21 protein-coding genes are annotated in these 21,228 nt (G+C 67.0%); 8 read left to right on the top strand and 13 right to left on the bottom strand.

Going from position 1 to position 21,228, the window contains the following annotated elements:
* Positions 1 to 39: 39 nt before the first annotated feature.
* The 8 genes from G6N13_RS19095 to G6N13_RS19130 all read right to left on the bottom strand — a co-directional run bounded on the left by G6N13_RS19095 (position 40) and on the right by G6N13_RS19130 (position 10,108).
* On the bottom strand, positions 40 to 2,226 hold the full coding sequence (locus tag G6N13_RS19095) for a malate synthase G (protein WP_163699490.1): 2,187 nt from the start codon (positions 2,224 to 2,226) through the stop codon (positions 40 to 42).
* Between the two features lie 22 nt (positions 2,227 to 2,248).
* On the bottom strand, positions 2,249 to 3,142 hold the full coding sequence (locus G6N13_RS19100) for a 3-methyladenine DNA glycosylase (protein ID WP_235678106.1): 894 nt from the start codon (positions 3,140 to 3,142) through the stop codon (positions 2,249 to 2,251).
* Positions 3,143 to 3,167: 25 nt separating this feature from the next.
* Positions 3,168 to 4,223, bottom strand: a complete 1,056-nt coding sequence (locus tag G6N13_RS19105) for a hemolysin family protein (protein ID WP_163699494.1) — start codon at positions 4,221 to 4,223, stop codon at positions 3,168 to 3,170.
* A complete protein-coding gene (locus tag G6N13_RS19110; protein ID WP_163702311.1) occupies positions 4,223 to 5,560 on the bottom strand; it encodes a hemolysin family protein in 1,338 nt (445 codons plus the stop codon). The genes G6N13_RS19105 and G6N13_RS19110 overlap by 1 nt, the downstream gene beginning before the upstream one ends.
* Positions 5,561 to 5,795: 235 nt before the next feature.
* Positions 5,796 to 7,232 (bottom strand): GuaB1 family IMP dehydrogenase-related protein, encoded by a 1,437-nt coding sequence (locus tag G6N13_RS19115; protein WP_163699496.1) that lies wholly within the window; start codon positions 7,230 to 7,232, stop codon positions 5,796 to 5,798.
* Between the two features lie 18 nt (positions 7,233 to 7,250).
* Positions 7,251 to 8,705, bottom strand: coding sequence for an NADP-dependent phosphogluconate dehydrogenase (gene gndA, locus G6N13_RS19120; protein ID WP_163699499.1), 1,455 nt, complete (start codon positions 8,703 to 8,705; stop codon positions 7,251 to 7,253).
* A 45-nt stretch (positions 8,706 to 8,750) separates the two neighbouring features.
* Positions 8,751 to 9,677: a M56 family metallopeptidase gene (locus G6N13_RS19125; protein ID WP_163699500.1), complete on the bottom strand. Its 927-nt coding sequence runs from the start codon at positions 9,675 to 9,677 to the stop codon at positions 8,751 to 8,753.
* Between the two features lie 14 nt (positions 9,678 to 9,691).
* Positions 9,692 to 10,108: a BlaI/MecI/CopY family transcriptional regulator gene (locus G6N13_RS19130; protein ID WP_163699502.1), complete on the bottom strand. Its 417-nt coding sequence runs from the start codon at positions 10,106 to 10,108 to the stop codon at positions 9,692 to 9,694.
* Positions 10,109 to 10,297: 189 nt separating this feature from the next.
* Between G6N13_RS19130 and G6N13_RS19135 the strand changes: the two genes are divergently transcribed.
* The 8 genes from G6N13_RS19135 (at position 10,298) to G6N13_RS19170 (ending at position 16,013) form a co-directional block, all read left to right on the top strand.
* Positions 10,298 to 11,017 (top strand): iron reductase, encoded by a 720-nt coding sequence (locus G6N13_RS19135; RefSeq protein WP_163699503.1) that lies wholly within the window; start codon positions 10,298 to 10,300, stop codon positions 11,015 to 11,017.
* Between the two features lie 189 nt (positions 11,018 to 11,206).
* A complete protein-coding gene (locus tag G6N13_RS19140; RefSeq protein WP_163699505.1) occupies positions 11,207 to 11,635 on the top strand; it encodes a PaaI family thioesterase in 429 nt (142 codons plus the stop codon).
* 52 nt (positions 11,636 to 11,687) lie between these two features.
* Positions 11,688 to 11,990, top strand: coding sequence for an urease subunit gamma (locus G6N13_RS19145; RefSeq protein ID WP_163699507.1), 303 nt, complete (start codon positions 11,688 to 11,690; stop codon positions 11,988 to 11,990).
* Between the two features lie 31 nt (positions 11,991 to 12,021).
* Positions 12,022 to 12,336, top strand: coding sequence for an urease subunit beta (locus G6N13_RS19150; protein WP_163702313.1), 315 nt, complete (start codon positions 12,022 to 12,024; stop codon positions 12,334 to 12,336).
* The gene (locus G6N13_RS19155) at positions 12,333 to 14,054 is read left to right on the top strand and encodes an urease subunit alpha (protein ID WP_163699510.1); all 1,722 of its coding nucleotides are present in this window, start codon (positions 12,333 to 12,335) and stop codon (positions 14,052 to 14,054) included. The genes G6N13_RS19150 and G6N13_RS19155 overlap by 4 nt, the downstream gene beginning before the upstream one ends.
* Positions 14,054 to 14,689, top strand: a complete 636-nt coding sequence (locus G6N13_RS19160; protein WP_163699512.1) for an urease accessory protein UreF — start codon at positions 14,054 to 14,056, stop codon at positions 14,687 to 14,689. Before G6N13_RS19155 ends, G6N13_RS19160 begins: the two co-directional genes overlap by 1 nt.
* Positions 14,690 to 14,699: 10 nt before the next feature.
* On the top strand, positions 14,700 to 15,380 hold the full coding sequence (ureG, locus tag G6N13_RS19165; protein ID WP_163699514.1) for an urease accessory protein UreG: 681 nt from the start codon (positions 14,700 to 14,702) through the stop codon (positions 15,378 to 15,380).
* A gap of 6 nt (positions 15,381 to 15,386) precedes the next feature.
* A complete protein-coding gene (locus G6N13_RS19170; protein ID WP_163699516.1) occupies positions 15,387 to 16,013 on the top strand; it encodes an urease accessory protein UreD in 627 nt (208 codons plus the stop codon).
* Here G6N13_RS19170 and G6N13_RS19175 read toward each other — a convergent pair.
* The 5 genes from G6N13_RS19175 to G6N13_RS19195 all read right to left on the bottom strand — a co-directional run bounded on the left by G6N13_RS19175 (position 16,010) and on the right by G6N13_RS19195 (position 21,068).
* On the bottom strand, positions 16,010 to 17,323 hold the full coding sequence (locus G6N13_RS19175; RefSeq protein ID WP_163702314.1) for a sensor histidine kinase: 1,314 nt from the start codon (positions 17,321 to 17,323) through the stop codon (positions 16,010 to 16,012). The genes G6N13_RS19170 and G6N13_RS19175 overlap by 4 nt on opposite strands.
* A 112-nt stretch (positions 17,324 to 17,435) precedes the next feature.
* Positions 17,436 to 17,801 carry a heme-binding protein gene (locus G6N13_RS19180; RefSeq protein WP_163699518.1) on the bottom strand — a complete coding sequence of 122 codons (366 nt, stop codon included), beginning with the start codon at positions 17,799 to 17,801 and terminating at the stop codon, positions 17,436 to 17,438.
* 111 nt (positions 17,802 to 17,912) lie between these two features.
* Positions 17,913 to 19,283, bottom strand: a complete 1,371-nt coding sequence (locus tag G6N13_RS19185) for a type II NADH:quinone oxidoreductase Ndh (RefSeq protein ID WP_163699520.1) — start codon at positions 19,281 to 19,283, stop codon at positions 17,913 to 17,915.
* A 109-nt stretch (positions 19,284 to 19,392) separates the two neighbouring features.
* A complete protein-coding gene (locus tag G6N13_RS19190; protein ID WP_163699522.1) occupies positions 19,393 to 20,322 on the bottom strand; it encodes an LLM class F420-dependent oxidoreductase in 930 nt (309 codons plus the stop codon).
* A 74-nt stretch (positions 20,323 to 20,396) separates the two neighbouring features.
* Entirely contained in the window at positions 20,397 to 21,068 is a 672-nt protein-coding gene (locus G6N13_RS19195; RefSeq protein WP_163699524.1) for an SDR family oxidoreductase, read from the bottom strand.
* Between the last annotated feature and the right edge of the window lie 160 nt (positions 21,069 to 21,228).

The following is a 21,228-nucleotide window of genomic DNA, read 5'->3' on the forward strand; positions in this document are numbered from 1 at the left end:
TCCTCTTTCGTGTCAGCGGTCGTGCGGTGCGGTGCGGACTCAGGCGCCGGTGCTGGCCTTGTACTCCCGGCGGCGCCGATGCAGGATCGGCTCGGTGTAGCCGTTCGGCTGGGCGGCGCCGGCCAGGATCAGCTCCTGGGCGGCCTGGAACGCGATGCTGTTGTCGGGGTCGGTAGCCATCGGCTTGAAATCAGGGTCGGACGCATTCTGCCCGTCGACCACGGCCGCCATCCGCCGCAGGCTCTCGCGCACATCGTCGGCGGTGATTACCCCGTGATGCAACCAGTTCGCCAGCAGCTGGCTCGAAATGCGCAGTGTCGCACGGTCTTCCATCAATGCGACATCGTGGATATCGGGCACCTTCGAACAACCCACACCCGCGTCGATCCAGCGCACCACATAGCCGAGGATCGACTGGCAGTTATTGTCGACCTCTTCGTGGATTTCTTCCGGTGACCAGGCCAATTCCTTGGCGAGCGGGATCGTCAGCAACTCGTCGAGCGTGGTGCGTGTCTGGCCGGCCAGCTCCGTGTGCACCTCTTTGACGTCGACGTAGTGGTAGTGCATGGCGTGCAGGGTCGCCGCCGTCGGGGACGGCACCCACGCCGTGGTGGCACCGGCCTTGGGCTGGCCGATCTTCTGCTCCACCATCTGCGCCATCAAATCGGTCATGGCCCACATGCCCTTACCGATCTGGGCACGGCCGGAGAATCCGGTGGCCAGGCCGACGTCGACGTTCTGGTCTTCGTAGGCCAGGATCCACGGCTGGGTTTTCATCGCACCCTTGCGGATCATCGGGCCGGCTTCCATCGAGGTGTGGATCTCGTCGCCGGTGCGGTCCAGGAAGCCGGTATTGATGAAGGCCACCCGGTTGGCGGCGGCCTTGACGCAGGCCTTGAGGTTGGCCGAGGTGCGGCGCTCCTCGTCCATGATGCCGACCTTGATCGTGTTCTGCGGCAGGCCGAGGACGTCCTCGACCCGGCTGAACAGTTCGCAGGTGAAGGCGACCTCGTCGGGGCCGTGCATCTTGGGCTTGACGATGTATATGGAGCCGGTGCGGCTGTTCTGCCGGGGGCTGCCGTCCTCGGCCTTGAGGCCGTGGGTGGCGATCAGCCCGGTGAACAGTGCGTCCTGGATGCCTTCGTAGATCTCGTTGCCGTCGGCGTCGAGGATCGCATCGTTGGTCATCAGGTGCCCGACATTGCGGACGAACAACAGGCTGCGCCCGGGCAGCGTGAGTTCACCCTGGTCGGGAGTCTTGTAGGTCCGGTCGTCGTTGAGCACCCGGGTGAACGTCTTGCCGCCCTTGCTGACCTCTTCGGCCAGATCGCCGCGGTTGAGGCCCAGCCAGTTGCGGTAGCCCAGCACCTTGTCGTCGGCGTCGACGGCGGCCACCGAATCCTCGAAGTCCATGATCGTGGTGATCGCCGACTCGAGCACGACATCCTTGATGCCGGCCTTATCGGTCGTGCCGACAGCGGACTCGGGGTCGATCAGGATCTCGATGTGCAGGCCGTTGTTCACCAACAGCACTGACCAGGATGGGGAGCCGCGCTCACCGGTGTAGCCGAGGAACTTCTCCGGGCTCTCCAGCGTCGTCGATGTGCCGTCGGTCAGGGCGATGTCGAGTGCGCCCCCGGCGACGCTGACACCGGTGGCGGCGGCCCACGAACCGTCGGCCAGCGGCACCGCCTGGTCGAGGAAGTTGCGGGCGTAGGCGATGACCTTGTCGCCGCGGATCTTGTTGTAGCTGCTGCCCGGTTCGGCACCGCCCTCGGTGCTGATGACGTCAGTGCCGTAGAGCGCGTCGTACAGCGAGCCCCAGCGCGCGTTCGCGGCGTTCAAGGCGAAGCGGGCGTTGAGGATCGGGACCACCAGCTGCGGTCCGAAGGTGCTGGTGATCTCGTCATCGACACCGGAAGTGGTGATCGTGAAGTCAGCAGGCTCGGGCTGCAGATAACCGATATCGCGCAGGAACTGCTGGTACTCACCCGCGTCGATACCGCCGATGATCCGCTGCCGGTGCCACTTGTCGATCTGGGCCTGCAGGTCATCCCGGCGGGCGAGCAGGCCCTGATTTTGGGGGGTGAGGTCAGCGATGACCTTGTCGACCCCCGACCAGAAGCTGTCGGCGTCAATCCCGGTGCCGGGCAGCGCCTCGTTGGTGATGAAGTCGTACAACACCCGCGCCACACGCAGGTTGCCCACGGCCACGCGATCGGTCATCTGTCGTCCTCCCTCACGGCAATCAATTCATCTTACCCGCAGGTAGGAACCCTTCCGACACGCTGTCGTAGGCGCAGTTACGCCGGTCGCAAGCCAGCAGCTGTTCGCACCAGCTCACCAGCGCCGCACGCAGCGGGGCCGCACGCTCGCTGATCAGGCCCTGGCGTCGCACGTACTCAGCGCGTCCGGCGGGTTCCTCGACCGCGATCGGCGCGAACCCCAGGTGCATCAGATCGTAGGGGCTGGCCCGCATGTCGAGCTCACGCGCCTCGGCGGCCAGTTCCAGACAGTCCACCAGTAGCTGCGAATCGACCAGCGGGCCGAGCTTGTAGCACCACTTGTAGAGGTCCATGTTGGCGTGCAGGCAGCCCGGCTGTTCCCAGTCGCGCTGGTCGGCTCGGGTCGGCACACCCCGATTTCGAGTCGCCGCCGCATCGGTGAAGAACCGGAACGCATCGAAGTGGGTGCAGCGCAAGGGCATCGAATCGACGACGGCGTCGGTGCCGGCGGCGCCCAGCCTCAGCGGCACCCGGCCGTGGCGTACGGCGTCGGTGCGGTAGACCATCGCCCATTCGTGCATGCCGAAGCAGCCGAACTGCGGCGCACGGTCTTCGGTGGCCCGCAGCAGATCGGCGATGAAGGCGACGGTGGGCAGCCTCGTTCGCAGGAAATCCGCGCTGACGGTGACGCCGTCGGCGGTTGCCGCGTAGCCGGCGCGATCCAGGTACTCGGCGGCCTCCGGCCCCGCGAGCACGGTGCCATACCCGGGATGCCACACCCGCAGCTGGCGTGGGCGCAGGCTGTAGTAGCTGAACAGGAAATCCCACACCGGGTGGGTTTCACCACGGCTGGCCCGACGGCCGTGCGGGCTGGTGAAGGTCTCGACCCGGGCGCGGTGGGCCGCTGCCCGCGTCATCCAGTCGACATCGGCGAGCACCACATCAGGCACGGTGCATCCCGTCGCGCACGGTCCCGACAAGGTCTTCCACCAGGTCTTCGAGTGCGATCATCGCCGTCACGGCACCATCGGCACCCGTGACCAGCGCCAGGTGGCTGTTGTTGCGCCGTAGCTGCGACAGCGCGTCCGGCAGCGCCATATCGGCGGCCACCAGGGGCAGCGGGCGCACCACCGAGGCGTCGAGCACCGAATCGGGGCCGTCGATCTGGCTCAGCACATCCTTGATGTGCAGGTATCCGATCAGCGAGTCATCGGCACCGACCACGGGGAACCGCGAGTAGCCCGTCTCATGCAGGGCGTGCTCGACCGCGCTCACCGAAGGTCCGCTGCCGGGGCCGGCGACCGGGATCGCGCGGATTTCGCTGAGCGGTACCGCGACGTCGTTGACGATGCGGTTGCGGATCTGTAGCGCTCGGGTCAGCCGCATGTGTTCTTCGGGGTCCAACAAGCCCTCGGAACGCGACTCGGCGATCATCTCCGCCAGCTCGACGGTCGACACGGTGACGTCGAGCTCGTCCTTGGCTTCGATCCCGAAGATCTTGAGCGTGGTGTTGGCCGCCCAGTTGTAGGAGGCGATGAACGGCCGGACGAACCTGACGTAGGCCAGATAGAGCGGCATCAGCAGCATCGCCGTCTTCTCCGGGCCGGCGATGGCGATGTTCTTGGGCACCATTTCGCCGAGCAGGACGTGAAGTGTCACGACGATGCCGAGCGCCACCAGGAACGACACCGTGTGCAGCACGGGGTCGGGCACCCCGACCAAATCGAACGGTGTCTCCAACAGCCCGGCCACCGCCGGCTCGCCGACCCGGCCCAGCAGGATCGAGCACACCGTGATGCCCAGCTGGGCGCCGGCCAGCATCAGGGACAGCTGCTCGCCGGCGCGCAGTACGGTGACCGCGCTCCGCTTACCTTGTTCAGCAAGGGTTTCCAGCCGGTCGCGGCGAGCCGAGATCAACGCGAACTCCGCGCCGACGAAGAATGCGTTGGCGCCCAGCAGCGCGATCGTCAGCAGCACACCCAGGAAGTCGGCACCCATCAGCGGTCCCCGTCGTTACTGGGCCAGTCGTCACTGGGTCGGAGCAGCTGGGTCAATACCAGCTGGTCGATACGGCGGCTGTCCATCGCGACGACGGTGGCGCGCCAGTGGATCGGATCGTCGAAAGGGCCATCGGGGTCGAACGCGGACAGTTCCACCGATTCACCCGTCTCGGGGATGTGCCCCAACTTCTCGAGCACCAGCCCGCCGATGGTCTCGTATTCGCCTTCGGGGGCCCGGAAACCCGTCGCCTCGGCCACTTCGTCTATGCGCAGCAGCCCCGACACCCGCCAGCCCAAACCAGACTTCTGGAAATCGGGGGTGGAGTCGTCATGCTCGTCACGAACGTCGCCGACGATCTCCTCGATCAAGTCTTCGACAGTGACCATGCCCGCGGTGCCGCCGTACTCGTCGACCACCATGGCCGTCTGCAACCCGTGGGCGCGCAGCTGCGACATCAGCGCGTCGCCGTCCAGCGATGACGGCACCGTCGGCACCGGGATCGCCAGCGTCAGCAGCTTGGTCGTCGGCCGCTGTGCGGCGGGAACACCGAAGACCTGCTTGACATGCACGATGCCGATGGTCTCGTCCAGGTCGCCGTTGACGACGGGGAAGCGGGAGAAACCAGTGCTGGCTGAGGCGGTCACCAGATCGCTGACCGTGTCATCGGCCTCCAGCGCCTCGATCTCGGTGCGTGGCGTCATGAACTCCTCGGCGATCCGCGAGCCGAACTGCAGCGAGCGGTTGACCAACGCGGCGGTGGCCTCATCCAGGGAACCGTGTTGGGCCGAACTGCGAACCAGCGCACCGAGTTCCTCCGGGGAGCGCGCCGAACGCAGCTCCTCAGCCGGTTCGATGCCGAGCCGGCGCAGGATCCAGTTGGCGGTGCCGTTGGTGGCCTTGATGGCCGGGGTCATCAACGTGGAGAACATCAGCTGGAAGCCGGCCGTCGCTCGCGCGGTGGGAACCGGGCGTGCCACCGCCAGGTTCTTGGGCACCAGCTCACCGAACACCATCGACAGTGAGGTGGCGATCAGGATGGCCAGTGCCAGCGCGATTCCGGCGGCAACACTGTCGGGCACGTGCAGGTAATCCAGAACCGGGTCGAACAGCCGCGCCAGCACGGGTTCGGCGAGATAGCCGGTGGCCAGGGTGGTGATCGAGATGCCGAGCTGGGCGCCGGACAGCTGGAATGACAGCGAGCGGTGGGCACGTGAGACGTTGTTGTCCCTGCGGTCGCCGGCGCGGGCGTTGGCATCGACGGTGCTGCGTTCCAGAGCGGTCAGGGAGAACTCGGCCGCCACGAAGAGTGCCGTTCCCAGCGTCAGTACGACCATCGCCAACAGGCTGAGCGCGGTATAGAGGCCGGTCACCAGATCCGTGCCTTCATGTCGCCGGGCCGCGAGCCCGGCCGACTAGTGGAAGGTTCGGCGTCGGAATCGTCTGCGGGCCGGTCGCCCCCGGCAGCCCGATCCGCGGGGGCCTCGATGGGTGCCTGCGGCACGGGATCCCTTCCTCGGTGGGGGCACGAACAGACCACTATGTTAGCGCCCTTGCGGGCGGGGATACGGCTCACCAACCCGCAGGCAGTGGATGACCCTCGGCGAAGCCGGCCGCGGACTGCACGCCCAGTACCACCCGTTCGTGCAACTCAGCGATGGTGGCCGCACCCACATACGTGCACGTGCTGCGGACACCGGAGGTGATGTGGTCGAGCAGATCCTCCACGCCGCCCCGGACGGGATCCAGGGCCATTCGCGATGTCGAAATCCCTTCCTCGAACAGTGCTTTGCGCGCTCGGTCGAAGGCACTGTCGGCACTCGTGCGTGCGGCCACCGCGCGTTTGGAGGCCATGCCGTAGCTCTCCTTATAGGGCCGGCCGTCACGGTCTCGCATCAAATCGCCGGGGGATTCGTACGTTCCGGCGAACCAGGACCCGATCATCACGTTGGCCGCGCCGGCCGCGAGCGCAAGCGCGACGTCGCGGGGGTGCCGCACCCCACCGTCAGCCCACACGTGGCCGCCGAGTTCTTTTGCAGCCGAGGAACATTCGAGAACCGCAGAGAACTGCGGGCGTCCGACGCCGGTCATCATCCTGGTGGTGCACATGGCGCCGGGGCCGACGCCGACCTTGACGATCGAGGCTCCCGCGCCGATCAGGTCACGCGCGCCTTCGGCGGAGACGACGTTGCCCGCCGCCAGTGGGATACCGAGCCGCAGCGACGACACCGCCTTGATCGCGTCAAGCATTTTCAGCTGGTGGCCGTGTGCAGTGTCGACCACCAACACGTCTACGCCGACCTCGGCGAGCGCCTGGGCTTTGGCGGCCACATCGCCGTTGATGCCCACGGCCGCGGCGATGCGCAGCCGGCCGGCGGCGTCGACGGCGGGCGTGTAGATGCCGGCGCGCACGGCGCCGATGCGGCTCAAGACCCCGGCCAGTGCGCCGTCGGCATCGGTGAGCACGGCCACGTCCACCGCAGCATGTTCGAGTAGCTCGAAGACTTGGCGGGGGTCGGTGTGTACGGGCGCGGTGACGAAATCGTTGATCGCGATATCACGCACCCGGGCGAACCGGTCCACACCCGCGGTCGCGGCCTCGGTGACCAGCCCGACGGGACGGCCCTCGAACACCACCACCGCCGCGCCGTGGGCCCGCTTGTGGATCAGCGCGACAGCGTCGGATACCGAGTCATCGGGGGCCAGCACCACCGGGGTGTCGGCCACCAGGTCGCGGCTTTTGACGAAGTCGACGGTCTGCTTGACCGCCTCGATCGGCAGGTCCTGTGGCAGCACCACGATGCCGCCGCGGCGGGCGACCGTCTCGGCCATCCGCCGGCCGGCCACCGCCGTCATATTGGCCACGACGACGGGGATCGTCGTGCCTGTGCCGTCCGAGGTCGACAAGTCCACATCGAACCGGGACGCGACGTCGGATCGGTTGGGGACGACGAAGACGTCGTCGTAGGTCAGGTCGTACGGAGGCCGCTGGCCGTCGAGAAACTGCACGTGCCTCACGGTACTGGGTCAGGCCTCGACCTCGCTGCGGTCACCGCTCCACAGGGTGTGGAAGCGGGCGGCCGGATCGGCGTCGGTCCGGCCGTAGGTGTGCGCGCCGAAGAAGTCACGCAGACCCTGAGTCAGTGCCGCGGGCAGCCGCTCGGTGCGCAGCGCGTCGTAGTAGCACAGTGCGGAGGCGAAACCGGGCACCGGGATGCCCAGCTCGGTGGCCTTGACGACGACCCGACGCCAGCTGTCGATTCCGGCCTCGACGGCGTCACGGAAGTACGGCGCAGCGATAAGGGTGGCCAGCTCAGCGTTCTCGTCGTGGGCCTCCTTGATCCGGTTGAGGAACTTGGCCCGAATGATGCAGCCGCCGCGCCAGATGGTGGCCATGTCGCCGAGTGTGATGCCCCAGTTGTACTCGGCACTACCCGCCTGAATCTGGTTGAAGCCCTGCGCGTACGCGATGATCTTCGACGCATACAGCGCCTTGCTGACGTCATCGATGAACTGGGCGGCGTCGGTCGGCTTGGCGCTCAGATCGCCGGAGGCCAGGCCGGTGGTGGCCTTGCGCTGCGGAACCGAACCCGACAGTGCGCGCGCGAACACGGCCTCGGCGATACCGGTCACCGGCACCCCGAGGTCCAGGGCCGACTTGACTGTCCAGCGCCCGGTGCCTTTCTGCTCGGCCTCATCAACGATGACGTCGACCAGAGGCTTACCGGTCTTGGCGTCGGTCTGGCGCAGCACCTCGGCAGTGATCTCGATCAGGTAGCTGTCCAAGTCGCCCTTGTTCCACTCGGCGAAGATCTCGGCGATCTCAGGAGCGGTCTTGCCCAGCCCGTCGCGCAGTAGCTGATAGGCCTCGCCGATCAACTGCATATCGGAGTACTCGATGCCGTTGTGCACCATCTTCACGAAGTGCCCGGCTCCGTCAGGGCCGATGTGGGTGCAGCACGGAACGCCGTCGACATGCGCGGAGATCTCCTCGAGCAGCGGGCCCAGCGACTTGTAGGACTCGGCGGGGCCGCCGGGCATGATCGACGGCCCGTTGAGGGCGCCCTCCTCGCCGCCGGAGATGCCGGCGCCGACGAAGTGCAGGCCGCGCTCGCGCACTGCCTTCTCGCGCCGGATGGTGTCGGTGTAGAGCGCGTTACCGCCGTCGATGATGATGTCGCCCGGCTCGAAGACGTCGCAGAGTTCGTTGATTACCGCGTCGGTCGGGTCACCGGCCTTGACCATGATCAGCGCGCGCCGCGGCCGCTCGAGTGCGGCGGCGAACTCGGCCATCGTCTCGGCGCGAACGAAGCTGCCCTCGGAGCCATGCTCGGCGAGCAGCGCATCGGTCTTGGCGACCGACCGGTTGTGCAGTGCGACGGTGTAGCCGTGGTGAGCGAAGTTCCGCGCGATATTGGAGCCCATCACCGCCAACCCGGTAACACCGATCTGTGCAGTACCGTCCGTCTGCGGTGAGCTCATCTGGCGCCCTTCAATTGTGTGAATTTTGTTGCGGGAAGAACAGTCTCAGGACAAGAACAACCGGTGCAGTTCGGTGAGCCACGGCATCGCGACGGCGACGGTCGGCACCACGAGCACCGCCGCGGCGGTGGTGTAGGCAGCCAATGAGAGCCACACACTGTTGGGCCGGCCGCACAGCCGGCGCACCCGGATGACAGTGGTGGGACCGCCCGCGGCCAGGGCGCCCTTCGGCGTGCGCGCGGAGGCACAGGCCACCAGGGCACGCGCCAGGGCAGTGGGGCCGGCGGTCCGTACAGCGGCGTCATCGGCGAGCAATTCGACGAGGAGCCGCACGGCATTGAGTGCACTGCCGCTACGGACGAACCGGGGGAAGGCGGTGTGCACGGCGATGAACGCCTCGAGCACCAGATCGTGGCGTGCGCGCAGGTGGGCACGCTCATGGCTGAGGATCGCGGCTAGTTCGCTCTGATTCAACGCGGCCAGGGTGCCCTCGCTGAGCACGACCCGGCTGCGCACACCGGGCAGGCAATACGCCAGGGGTTCGGCCACGTCCAGCACCCGCAACCCGCTCACGCCGTGCCGGCACTCACCGAGCAGATCGACCACCATTCGGTGATGCGCCCGGCGCCGCCGAGTGGCCACTGCGACCTGCACACCGGCGACCAGTAGGCGCGCTCCGATGAACAGGGTGACGGCGAAGACCAGGACATATGCCAGCCACAGCGGCCAGCCGAGCGCCGCGATCTCGCTGGTGATCGTGGCGGTCGGGCGCCCGTCAGCTCCGGGGACAAACAGCCGGCTGGCGATCGCCAGGCCCGCGCTGAATGCGGATAACACAGCAGCCACTGCAATCGATTGCCAGAGCACGATCGCCGCCCGCGGCGCACGCATTGGCCAGGAGGCCCGGGCCAGGAGTGCGGGCACAGGACCAACCAGCATCAAGGCGAGGAAGGTGAAGGCCAGCGCGGACACGCTGACAGTGTCCCTCAGACGCTGGGTGAACCGCCACCGGGCCAGGGTGAACGGTGCCTGGATTCCAATTCGGCCAGTGCGCGGCGCAAGGCGTCCGCCTCATCGACTCCGACTCGTTCGACAAAGTGCACCAGCGCCGCCTGCCGTCCGCCGGAATCGGACGCCTGATCCAGGGCGTCGACCATCAGGCCCGCGACCAGTTCGTCGCGGCCGTGCACCGGTGCGTATTGATGGGCCCGGTCGTCACGGATCTGGGATACCAGGTTCTTGCGCGCAAGCCGCTGCAAAACCGTCATCACCGTGGTGTAGGCGAGATCGCGCTCGGTACAGAGGGTTTCATGGACCTGGCGAACCGTCAACGGTTCACCAGCGGCCCATAAGTGGTCCATCACCGCGCGTTCAAGTTCGCCGAGACGAGTCAACTTGACCATTTCCGTTCATTCGGTAGCAGTCGAACAAGAATACTCCCGGTTACTACCGGTCGTCGTATCCAGCTTTCCGGTAACCGCAGGACGGCGTCGCCCACCGGTGTGCCAACTGTGACAGCATTCACATTAGGCAATGCTAACCTTGCCTGGCTCATTATGGTTAGGCTCACCTAACCATAATGAGGAGGTGCCGTGACCACAGCCGTCGTTGATCCACTGATCGACGGAATGACCATCCGCCGCATGCTGCCCCTGCATGAATCCAGCGGCCGCTTGCGCGGCCTGAGCCCGGATTCCCCGCGGGTGCACGGAGTGGCGGTCATGGCCGATGTGTCACGGCGTCGATGGTGGGCACTCGACTCGGTGACGACATCGGGCCGGCTGGCGACCATGTTCGATGCTGCGGTCGACGAACTCGGTGACAGACGAGCCGTCGCCCAGCAGCTCGCCGGCACGTTCACGCACGCCGTGTTGGGCCGGGCAGTCACGTTGTTCGTGCTCGAGGGCCGGGTGTGGGACACCGGGCCTGGCAACCTCTGGATGCACGTCGACTCGGAGGGCACCATCGACTGGGCCGCGGTGGTGGACCCGACGCTTCGGGTGCTGCCGGACGATCCGGCAGTGACCGACGTAGTCCGGCTACCCAACGAACTCGCACTGGCGACCTGGACGGCGCACCGCTGCCACCGATCGTTGGAGCCGATATTCCAGTGCCTGCACGAGCTCAGCCGTCGCGCTCTGTCTACGGCGGCAATGTGGCAGATGGTCGGCTCGGCGGTGGTCATCACCGCGACGCAGGTTCCCATACTCACCGGCAGCGGTGAGGTGATCTGTATGCGCCGCGGGCAGCTGGTGCTCGACGCGCTGAGCGGGTTCGGCCTTCCGGTGCGGGCGATGCGCCGGACGGGGTAGGCCTTGCGGGTTAGGCAAGCCTTGCCTATGGTAATGCCAGAACGTCGAACACCACTAAAGACGAACGGACCGCGCCGGATGTCCTGAGGGCTGCAGTGACACCCCGGTCCGTGCTGAGGACGGGCCCCGCGGTTGATCCGCGGGGCCCGTCCCTCATCGTGGGCACCCGCCTGGTGTAGACACAGATGCGTGCAATCAGAGCAGTCACCGATCGAACAGATCGCCTTCTCCGCCCCGTTCGACAATGAGCTCGGCCTGGTGTTCACCGAACTCACCCCGGATGGCGCCAAGGCGCAGTTGGAAGTCCAGCCCAAGCTGCTGCAGCCGATGGGCATCGTGCACGGCGGAGTCTACTGCTCGATGATCGAATCGATGGCCAGCACGTCGGCTTTCGTCTGGCTGGCCGCCAACGGCGGCGGCAACGTCGTCGGCGTCAACAACAACACCGACTTCCTGCGGGCGATCTCCGGCGGAACCGTCTACGGCGTCACCGAACCGGTGCACCGCGGCCGTCGCCAGCAGCTGTGGCTGGTGACGATTCGCGACGATAAGGACCGGCTGATCGCCCGCGGCCAGGTGCGCCTGCAGAACCTCGAGCCTGAGCCGCCGCAGGGCTGAGGGCGCCCGGCCGACCTGCTGATCGCGTCCTGCCATGGCAGGATCGCGCTCTATGCGACTCTCACCGCATGAAACCGACCGGCTCCTCATCTCCTATGCGGCCGAGCTCGCCCGCCGGCGGCAGGCGCGCCGGCTGACACTGAACCATCCCGAGGCGGTGGCGCTGATCACCGACCACGTCCTGGAGGGCGCACGCGACGGTCGCACCGTGGCCGAGCTGATGGTCAGCGGCCGCGAGGTGCTCTCCCGCGACGACGTGATGGAGGGTGTGCCAGAGATGCTGCACGACGTGCAGGTCGAGGCCACCTTTCCCGACGGCACCAAATTGGTGACCGTCCATCACCCCATCCCGTGAAGCCCCATCCCGTGATGTCTTGGAGGACATCATGATTCCCGGCGAGGTCTTCCTCGGTGACGGCGATATCGAGATCAACGCCGGCGCCCAGCGTATCGAACTGGATATCGTCAACACGGGCGATCGGCCGGTGCAGGTCGGCAGCCACGTACACCTGCCGCAGGCCAACGCCGCGCTATCCTTCGACCGCGCCGCCGCCCACGGTCATCGGTTCGATATCCCAGCCGGCACCGCGGTGCGCTTCGAACCCGGTGTGGCGCAGCGGGTTCGCCTGGTGCCGCTGGGCGGTTCGCGCGAGGTGTACGGCCTGAGCCTGAACCCACCCGGAAGGCTGGATCCCGCATGACCGAGCTGTCCCGCGCCCGTTACGCCGCGCTGTTCGGGCCCACCACCGGTGACCGGATCCGGCTGGCCGACACCGACCTGATCGTCGAGATCACCGAGGACCGCAGCGGCGGGCCAGAATTGGCCGGCGACGAGGCGCTATTCGGCGGCGGCAAGGTGCTGCGTGAATCGATGGGCCAGGGTCGGGCAACCCGGGCCGACGGCGCACCCGACACCGTGATAACCGGGGCGGTGATCATCGACTACTGGGGAATCATCAAGGCGGACATCGGTATTCGCGACGGCCGGGTCGTCGGAATCGGTAAGGCCGGAAACCCTGACATCATGTCGGGTGTCCACCCCGATCTGGTGGTCGGCCCATCGACGGAGATCATTGCCGGTAACGGCCGCATCGTCACCGCAGGCGCCATCGACTGTCATGTGCACCTGATCTGTCCGCAGATCATGGAAGAGGCGATCGGTGGCGGCATCACCACGATCATTGCTGGCGGTACCGGACCTGCCGAGGGTAGCAAGGCCACCACGGTGACACCGGGCGGCTGGCATCTGGCCCGGATACTCGAAGCGCTGGACCACTGGCCGCTCAACATCGCTCTGCTGGGCAAAGGTAATACGGTCAACCATGAGGCGATGTGGGAGCAGTTGCGTTCCGGTGCAGCGGGTTTCAAGTTGCACGAGGATTGGGGGACCACCCCCGCGGCGATCGACGCCGCCCTGACGGTCGCCGAGGCTGCTGGGGTGCAGGTCAACATCCACACCGACACCCTCAACGAGATGGGCTTCGTCGAAAACACTCTGGCGGCGATCAAGGGCCGCGCCATCCACGCCTATCACACCGAGGGGGCGGGCGGCGGGCACGCACCCGACATCATCACTGTCGCCGCCGAGTCGAATGTGCTGCCTAGTTCGACCAACCCGACCCGGCCGCACACCGTGAACACCCTCGACGAGCACCTCGACATGCTGATGGTCTGCCATCACCTCAATTCGAGCGTGCCCGAGGATCTGGCCTTCGCCGAGAGCCGCATCCGGCCCTCGACAATCGCCGCCGAAGATCTGCTGCACGATATCGGCGCGATCTCGATGATCGGCAGCGACGCCCAGGCCATGGGTCGCATCGGCGAGGTCGTGTTGCGGACATGGCAGACCGCACACGTGATGAAGCGCCGCCGGGGAGCGTTGGCCGGAGATGGTGCGGCGGACAACTATCGGGTGCGCCGCTACATCGCCAAGTACACGATCTGCCCGGCTGTGGCCCACGGACTGGATCACGAAATCGGTTCGGTCGAAGTCGGCAAGCTGGCCGATTTGGTGTTGTGGGAGCCGGCGTTCTTCGGGGTGCGCCCGCACGCGGTGATCAAGGGCGGCATGATCGCCTGGGCGGCGATGGGCGACGCCAACGCCTCGATCCCAACCCCGCAGCCGGTGCTACCGCGACCGATGTTCGGGGCCGCACCAGCCGCGGCGGCCGCCACCTCACTGCATTTCGTCGCCCCGCAGGCCATCGAGGACGGGCTGGCCGACAGGCTTGCCGTCAACCGCCGCCTGGCCGCGGTGGGCAATGTGCGCGCGATCGGCAAGGCGCAGATGCCCCTCAACGACGCCCAACCCCGCATCGAGGTCGATCCCGACACCTTCACCGTGCGGATCGACGGGGAGGTCTGGGCCGAACAACCCGCCACCGAACTTCCCATGGCACAGCGCTACTTCCTGTTCTGATGGCCTCCCTTTCCACGCTGCTAGCCCTTGCCGACTCGCGATTGCCGACCGGTGGCCATGTGCACTCGGGCGGTGTCGAGGAGGCGATCACCAGCAGGCTGGTGGTCGACATCACCACGCTGGAGGCCTACCTGCGCCGTCGGATCCGCACCAGCGGCCTGGTGACGGCATCCGTCGCGGCCGCCATGCACCGTGGGGAGCTGACAGCAACCGCCGCCGACGCCGAAACCGATGCCCGCACACCGGCTCCGGCGGCCCGGCAGGCCTCCCGAGCGCAGGGTCGTGGGCTGCTGCGGCTGGCCCGCCGGGTCTGGCCTAGTACTGAATGGGATGCCCTCGGCCCGCGGCCGCATCTAGCCGTGACGGCCGGCCGGGTTGGCGCGGCCAGCGGACTGACGCACCAGCAGACCGCGCTGTCGGTGGTGTACACCACGATGACCGGCACCGCGACCGCCGCGCAGCGGCTTCTGGCATTGGATCCCGCGGATGTCGCGGTGCTGACCTTCGGATTGGCTGAGCTGTGCGAGCAAACCGCCGAGCGTGCGGTCACCGCACTGGCTGACTTGTCCGACCCACTGCTCGATGAGCTGGCGCAGCAGCACGCACAACGAGAACGTCCCCTGTTCGTCTCCTGAAAGAGCCTGTATGCCTCCACATTTCATTGAAGGTCAGCCGCACGCGCATCACGAACGGCCCAAGCGGGTCCGTCAATCGGGTGAGCCGCTGCGCATCGGAATCGGCGGGCCGGTCGGCTCGGGCAAGACGGCGTTGGTGGCCGCGCTGTGCCGTCAGCTGCGCGATGACCTGTCCCTGGCGGTGTTGACCAACGATATCTACACCACCGAGGACGCCGATTTCCTGCGCCGCCACGCGGTGTTACCGGACGACCGGATCGCCGCCGTTCAGACCGGCGGCTGCCCGCATACCGCGATCCGCGACGACATCACTGCCAATCTCGATGCGATCGACGACCTCATCGCCGGTCACCCGCAGCTGGACCTGATCCTCGTCGAGTCCGGTGGGGACAACCTGACCGCGACGTTCTCCTCAGGTCTGGTGGATGTGCAGATCTTCGTCGTCGACGTGGCCGGCGGAGACAAGGTGCCGCGTAAGGGCGGCCCGGGGGTGACGTTCTCGGACCTGTTGGTGGTCAACAAGACCGACCTGGCCCCCTTGGTCGGCGCCGATCTGGAGGTGATGCGCCGCGATGCCGCCAAGGTGCGTGAAGGCCGCCCGACGGTTCTGATCTCGCTGACTGAGGATCCGGCCGCGTCCGCGGTGCTGGCGTGGGTGCGCGAGCAGCTGATCGTCCACCAGCCGGCTTGAGCCGCAATGCATTCCGACGTCCTCGTGGTGGCCCAGCCTGGGCGGCTGCCTCGCATCGAGTGCCGCGGCGGCCTGGCGGCGCGGCATACCGAACCCGACACCGTGCACCTGGTGTCGGCGGCGGCGACACCCCTGGGCGGGGACACCATCTCGATCCGGGTGATCGTGGAACCCGATGCGCGACTGCGCCTTCGCAGCGCCGCGGCCACGATGGCACTGCCCGGCGCGACGACCACGCAGTCGCGGGCGTGCTGGCACATCGAGACCGCCGGTGAGCTCGACCTCGATCCCGAGCCGACGATCGTCGCTGCCGACGCCCACCACCTCAGTGTGCTGACGATATGGGCCGCCGGCACCTCGCGGCTGCGGATCCGGGAACGAGTACAGATCGGCAGAACCGGTGAGCGTGAGGGCTTTTGGAGCGGTGCCATGCACGCTGACGTGGGCGGCACGCCGCTGCTTCGGCATCGGGTGGAGCTGGGCGCAGGCGGCGTGGCCGATGATGCACTGGGCGCCCCGCTGGCCTGCGTGAGCGAGCTGCGATACCCCGAGCCGGCTGAGGATGCCGCAGGCGTCACGCTGGCCCTGGCCGCCGGCGGGAGTCTCTCGACCTGGCAGGGCGCGCGGCTCTAGTCGCGCGAACCGGCGAGGGTGAGCACCAGCCGGGCACCGCCGAGCGGACTGGCGTGCAACGAGGCTGTGCCACCGTGTAATTCGGCCTGCTGGGCCACCAGAGCCAGACCGAGACCCGATCCGGATCGCGATGCGGTAGAGCCACGGGAGAACCGTGCGAACACCGCGGCGCGCTCCTCTTCGGGCACCCCGCTGCCGTTGTCATCGATCGTGATCTGCACGCCGTCGGCGGAACTGAACACCGACAGCTGCACTTCGGTGGCGGCACCGTGTTTGACGGCGTTGGCGATCGCGTTGTCGATGACCAGCCGCAACCCGACGGGTAGGCCGACCATGAGGACCGCGGGGGAGGGTACCAGCGAAACCTTGAGATCGCGGTAGATGCGTTCGGCATCGTGCGCGGCCCGGTCCAGCAGTTCGGTGATATCGAAGGGCACGAAATCGTCGGCGGTGGTCAACTCACCCTGGGCGAGACGTTCCAGTGCGGTCAGGGTCGCCTCAATGCGGCTCTGCGTGCGGATGACGTCGCCGATCACCTCGGTGCGCTGTTCAGGCCCGAGATCCAAGGTGGAGAGCACCTCGAGGTTGGTGCGCATGGCCGTCAGGGGAGTCCGCAGCTCGTGGGAGGCGACGGCGGCAAAATCACGGGCCGACTCCAGCGCGGCCTTGGTGCGGGCCTGCTCGTCGCCGATCCGGGCCAGCATGCCTTCGACTGCCTCGGCGATCTCCACCGCTTCCTTGACGCCGCGCACCTGCACCTCGTCGGGATTCGACTGGGCGTTGATGGCGCGGGCTTGCTGGGCCAGCAGCCGGAACGGGTTGATCATGATCAGTGAGATCAACCAGCCGATCACCACCGTGCCCGCGATCACGCCGGCGCAGATCAGCAGGACCCGCAGATGCAATTCGGCGATCCGGCGCTCGGTTTCGGCTAGCGGCGCACCCAGCGCGATCGTGGCCCCGCCGACCGAGAACGTGCGCACCCGGTATTCGACGCCATCGATGGTCGTGTTGGCGTAGCCGTCGCCGAGGGCGGGCAGCACCACCTCGGCGGGCACGGACATGGCCATGGCACCAACCCGGATGGTGCGCACCAGGCTCCCGTCCGGGGTGGGCGTACCGACCCCGCTGGGTCCTGCCGTCGTCAGTACCGAGCTCACGTCGCCCAAGCTGCTGACCGAGTCCAGTCGCCGGTCGAGCTGGCTGTACTGGTCATGGGTGACGCCTATCCACACCCAGGTGCCCAACGTCAGCACCAGGATCACCACGGACAACGCAGCGACGATGACGATGGTGCGCAACGAGAGCATGCGGGTAGGCAGCCGTTGCAGCACGCGGTAGACGATCTCATCGGGCTTCACGACCACGCCGACAACCTTAGGATGCCCCGGCGATACGACGCCGGGCCACGCCGAGAGCGGGTTAGACCACGCCAGGCGCGATGGGCCGCGGGATCAAGCCACAGCGAGCCCGGAAGTCGGTCGCCGGCTGGCGGACGCCCTCCAGCTCGGCGCGCACCTGCGGGTTGGCATCCAGGTACTGCTGGGTCTGGGTTTTGACCTGCGACTTGGGCAGCCCCTGCAGGCCGGTGAAGAACGCGTTCACGTCCGGATGCGTCCACAGGTAGGTCGACATCGCGGCCGACACCCCGGCCATCACGCCGGTCATGTCCGCGGTGGTGCAGTTGGGTGGCGGGTCGGCGGCAGCGGGCCCGGCCACGCTGAGCAAAACCGCACCGGCGCCAAGCGCTGCCGCGGCTGCGCGTCGCACAGAACGATTGGATGTCATCGGGCCCCCTTGTAGTGAGACTGTCATCGCTGATCATGCTAGGGCAGTAGGTGCGTGAACACCGTCATTTCCGCGCCGCTCACCGGCGATTCCCAGCCGGAATAGCCTGGGTCAGCTCGCGGCTTTTTCGTCCTCGACCGTAGCCGCTATTTCCTCGAGCTGCTCGATCCTGGTGCGCGCGTACGCCTGCTGCTCGGTGATCGTCAGCTGACTGCGGCCCCGCCCTAAGAATGTCGTCGTCCACGACAGGATGGTCGCGATCTTGGTCTTGAACCCGACGAGATAGACCAGGTGCAGGAACAGCCACGCCAGCCAGGCGAAGAATCCGGCGAACTCGATCTTGCCGATCTTGGCCACCGCGCTGAACCGCGACACCGTCGCCATCGAGCCCTTGTCGAAGTAGCTGAACGGCTGGCGGGCCGCGGGATCGGCACCCTTGAGCTCAGACTTGACCAGGTTGGCAACGTACTTGGCACCCTGGATGGCACCCTGTGCCATGCCGGGGACGCCGTCGACGAGGGCCATGTCGCCGATCACGAACACGTTCGGGTGTCCGGGAACCGACAGGTCCGGACCCACTTTGACCCGTCCAGCCCGGTCGATCTCGGCGTCGGACTGGTCGGCGATGATCTTGCCCAGCGGGCTGGCCGACACGCCGGCCGACCACACCTTGGTGGCGGCCTCGATCCGGTCGATCGTGCCGTCGGGCCGCTTGACAGTGATTCCGTTGCGGTCGACATCGGTGACCATCGCGTTGAGCTGGATCTCGACGCCCAGCTTCTCCAGGCGGTCCTGCGCCTTCTTTCCCAGCTTCTCGCCCATCGGCGGCAGCACCGCGGGCGCGGCGTCCAGCAGGATCACCCGCGCGCGGGTGGAGTCGATGTGGCGGAACGCGCCCTTGAGAGTGTGATCGGCGAGTTCGGCAATCTGCCCGGCCATTTCGACGCCGGTGGGGCCTGCGCCGACCACCACGAAGGTGAGCAGCTTCTCGCGCCGGACCGGATCGCTGGACCGTTCGGCCTGTTCGAAAGCGCCGAGGATGCGTCCGCGCAATTCGAGGGCGTCGTCGATGGTCTTCATGCCGGGTGCCCACTCGGCGAACTGGTCGTTCCCGAAGTACGACTGGCCCGCGCCCGCAGCGACGATCAGCGTGTCGTACGGCGTCCGGTAGGTGTGGCCCAGCAGGATCGAGTCGACTGTCTTGGCCGCCAGGTCGATGTTGGTGACCTCGCCGAGCAGTACCTGGCAGTTCTCCTGCTTGCGGAGGATGACGCGGGTGGGCGGGGCTATCTCTCCTTCGGAGATGATGCCCGTCGCCACCTGGTACAGCAGCGGCTGGAACAGGTGGTGGGTGGTCTTGGCGATCAGCTTGATGTCGACGTCGGCTCGCTTGAGCTTCTGCGCGGCATTCAGGCCGCCGAATCCCGAACCGATGACGACGACCTTGTGCTTATCCGATGGAGTGGCACCGGGGTGGGTCATTTCTGCTCCTCAACGACATGCACAGGATAGGGACTACAGTAGTCGCCCGGCGGGCCGACTTCGCGTCGGTCCCCGGGTGGATCAGGTGATATCGGCCACCCGCGGGTGGTTACAGCCCGAGCGCGGGGCGTAACACCTCGGCCAGGGCGGTGACGCGGCCGGGGTGGTAGCCGTCCAGGTTCGTCACGGGGCTCAAGACGACGCCGTCGACGCCGGCATCGAGGACCTTGGTGGTGATCTGCTCCGTGATCTGTTCCGGGCTGCCGTACACCGCGCGTTGTTTGACGTCGGCCGGGATGAAGTCCTCGGTGACGTTCTCGTCGATGATCGCGAACACGAGCATGCTGGTTTCGAGCGTGCTCGGGTCGCGGCCGATGTCCTCGCAGCGCTTGTTGGTCACCTCGATCTTGCGGGCGAGCTCGTCGAATCCGCACACGAGGTTGAGGTGGTCGAAGTGCCGGGCGGCCAGCGGGATGGTCTTTTTCTCCCCGGTGCCGCCGATCATCAGTGGAATGTGTTCGCGGAAGCGGGGATTGGCGAATGCCTCATGGGTTGTGTAGTACTGGCCGTCCACGGTCACGCGCTCGCCCTTGAGCATGGGCAGGATGATCTCCAGCGACTCGTCGAGCTTCTTGAACCGGTCGGTGAACGTCCCGAATTCATAGCCCAGCGAGTCGTGCTCGAGCTGGAACCAGCCGGTGCCGACGCCCAGGATCGCGCGGCCCTGGCTGATGACGTCAAGGGTGGTGATCGCCTTGGCCAGCAGCGTCGGGTTGCGGTAGCTGTTACCGGTGACCAGCGTGCCCAGCTGCACCCGCTGCGTAGCCGTGGCCAGCGCGCCCAGGGCCGTATAGGCCTCCAGCATCGGTTCCTCGGGGGCGCCCAGGCCGGGGAGTTGATAGAAGTGGTCCATCACGAAGACGGAATCGAAGCCCGCCGCCTCGGCCTCCTGCGCCTGCGCGATCACGGTGGGGAACAGCTCCGAGACACCGGTGCCGTAGGAGAAGTTCGGGATCTGCAGGGCGAGTCGGATCGTCACGGATGAGACGTTAGTCCTCGTCGGGAAACGCCAGGTAAATCAGCGTCGGTCGTCGGCCCTCCGGCTCCAGCAGATCAGCCGAAGTTGGCCAGCGCACCCCGGCCGACGTGCACGGTCTGGCCGGTGATGTGCCGGGCAGCCGGCGTGGTCAGGAACAGCGAGAGCCGGGCGATCTCGGCAGCCACCGACGGCGGCGTGGTGGACAGCCCGTCATACGACGGCTCAGCGCTTCGACCGCAGGCCACCGTGTTCACGGTGATACCGCGGGTGCCGAAGTAATCCGCTTGTCCCGCAGTCCAATTCGACACCGCCGCCTTTACTGCGGCGTCGGCGCCGCCGTCGCGCGGGTTATCGGGAACCACGGTCACGATCGATCCGCCGGAGCGCAGGTGGTCACCGATGTTCTGCACCAGCAGCACCGCCGACAACACCGTGGCGTCGAGCGCTGTGCGCCAGGCCTTGGCGGTGTCGACCAGCGTGTAGGCCCGGGGATCGCCACCGATCCACGCCGGGGCGGGGACGTGGACGATGGTGTCCAGGTGATGCGGGAACAGGGTGCGCGCCTCGGCCAGCGCGGCCGGATCGGCGGTGTCGCACACGATGGCGTCGACATCGAGTTCCTTGGCGGCTACTTCTAGGTCATCGCGGCGCGCGCCGCTGATGACGACCTTGTGGCCGGCGTCGCGGAAGCCTTCCGCGATCGTGCGTCCCAGTTCGGTGTCAGCACCAGTGACCAGCACGTCCATCGTCTTTGACCTCCTCGTGCACGCCTTCGAGCGCGGTGGTGTCGATTGGACACAAATGTTACTGGACGGTAGCTAATTCGGCTAATGGCGCACCGACACGATCGGGACACGACGTGCGAATTCGCCCTTAGGGTGTGACGGGTGAGGTGCAGCGGGGCAC

It is taken from the genome of Mycolicibacterium sarraceniae (assembly GCF_010731875.1).
GTDB classification, from domain to species: domain Bacteria; phylum Actinomycetota; class Actinomycetes; order Mycobacteriales; family Mycobacteriaceae; genus Mycobacterium; species Mycobacterium sarraceniae.